Origin of the sequence: Bacillus thermozeamaize, from assembly GCA_002159075.1 — a bacterium.
GTDB lineage: Bacteria > Bacillota > Bacilli > ZCTH02-B2 > ZCTH02-B2 > Bacillus_BB > Bacillus_BB thermozeamaize.
Map to the genome: position 1 here is coordinate 1 of LZRT01000031.1, position 1,846 is coordinate 1,846.

General features: G+C 45.4%; 1 protein-coding gene and 1 pseudogene. Both read right to left on the reverse strand.

Features of this window, described 5'->3' with window-relative positions; genetic code table 11:
• Positions 1–556: 556 nt before the first annotated feature.
• Complete coding sequence (locus BAA01_15715; protein OUM89878.1) at positions 557–1,387, reverse strand: hypothetical protein; 831 nt, start codon at positions 1,385–1,387, stop codon at positions 557–559.
• A gap of 217 nt (positions 1,388–1,604) precedes the next feature.
• Positions 1,605–1,846: pseudogene (locus tag BAA01_15720) on the reverse strand (transposase).

A 1,846-nucleotide genomic window follows, 5' to 3' on the forward strand; every position in this document is an offset into this window, starting at 1 on the left:
GTTTTACGGAGCAAGGCGGATCACTCCTGTGTATGTACTACATATAATATACCATATTAACGCGGTGAATGGATAAAGAATTAAACGAATAAAAAAGACTGCCGACAAGGGGTTTGTCGACAGTCTGCACTTCCGAAAAGATTTCTTTTCGGAAGTGTTTGCGAATCAAAAAACCCCATAACCCTCAGTAATGGGATTATGGGGCGATTCTTCGCGTTATCGATCCAACATTCTCAACGCAATAATTCGTTTTGCTTTGCTGATCAACTTGAACACTTCAGGCTCTTGTGCGGGCCTAAGAACTTTCTTAGACGTGTTCCCTTTCTTTCCTTTGTAACTTTTAAAAATTTCTTCCCGATTCATGCGAACACCTCGTTCTCCAGGGTTAGAGGCGTTGCTGTCAAGCCGACCACTTGATGAGTCGCGTATCGGTTAGCGACATACCTGCGTACCGACCATTTATTCATCGCATGTCGGTCAGCGACAAACTTACTTCACTTATCATTATAACATAACCAAAAACTGGACAGTTTTAATGGATGCCGACAAAGCCTAATCAGGGGTTGTCCAAGGTTCGAGAACGCAACAATTTCTGAACCAGCGGGAGGAGCAATTCATGTGCAGATGAGACGAGCTTCCTGGTTAATCCATCGTACTTGCCTTGTCTTATTTGGAGATAAATCACTTTTATGCACCCCAGTATACCATGAGCAACATTATCGTCTATGAACTTCAGGCCACTGACGTTTTGCATAACCGACCGCAACCTGGATGACTGATTCAAATTGGTACGAGGGTCGGTGATATCTGTATCACATAGCACATCGATAAGTTCCAGCAGTCTTTTTTCGTACTGACCTTCATATCGCTCCAGCAACGCCTCTACAAATTCTCCCAACACATGATCGTCCCAATCAGGACACAGCTCTTCAAAGAAAAATGCCGCCAACGTTCGAAAATGATGAGGTACATCAACCCCCGTTGACGCTTGGATAACTTGAAACTCAGCGGATGATTGAGGTTCAAAAAAAGCAGACATGACGTTGCCAATTTGATCATTGATCATCTTACCATCAACCAAGGGAACTGGCGGATAGTCCCACAAAACATCGCCGCCCTTGTCCAATTCAAAATGTTCAATACGGCAATTCAACCCGAACAGGGAAAACAATCTAAGAAAAAAGACGGTCAGGTCTTCTGCAATCAGGAAATTTTTGTTTTGATCTTCACTGCAAATTGTTCCCGTTATCACGACCGTGTTTCGTTCCCCGACCGAACAACGCACATCACGAACATAACGATTATGAACAGTATCAATCGGCCGAAAATCAGAGACAAGATTTATGCCCGAGATAATCAGCTTAAATTTGGTTTGAACCCAGTCCACGCAAAGCCCCTTCCTTTTCCCCGATTTTCCTTGTATATTTAACCTAAATTTCGAAAGCCCATTGTTTCGGTAAAATCACGAGATGTTAGCGCATAACACCCTGTAAATAACAGGGAAGTTCCCAGCCAGACAACTCCCCGTCAGCGTTGAAAGGTATTCCTCCCCCCTCCCCCACCGCAAGGGGCTTTTGGTTTTCCATGTAAAATTGTGGGAATCTCTAACCTGACATGGTCGCCAGCCGCGCTTCGATTCGCTTCCACGCATGGCGGTATGGAAAGTCGTGAGCCAGTTTCAGGATGAGCTTCCGGCTGTGCCGAACGATCGTCGCCGCCCAATGGAAGAACTCCAGCCGAAACCTGGCGATCGTATAGCCCCAATGAACGGGTTCGCAATAGTCCCGCTTGAACCGCTCATAGAGGTTGTAAGCCAGCATTTTGATCAGCAAATCCAGCTCGTTGG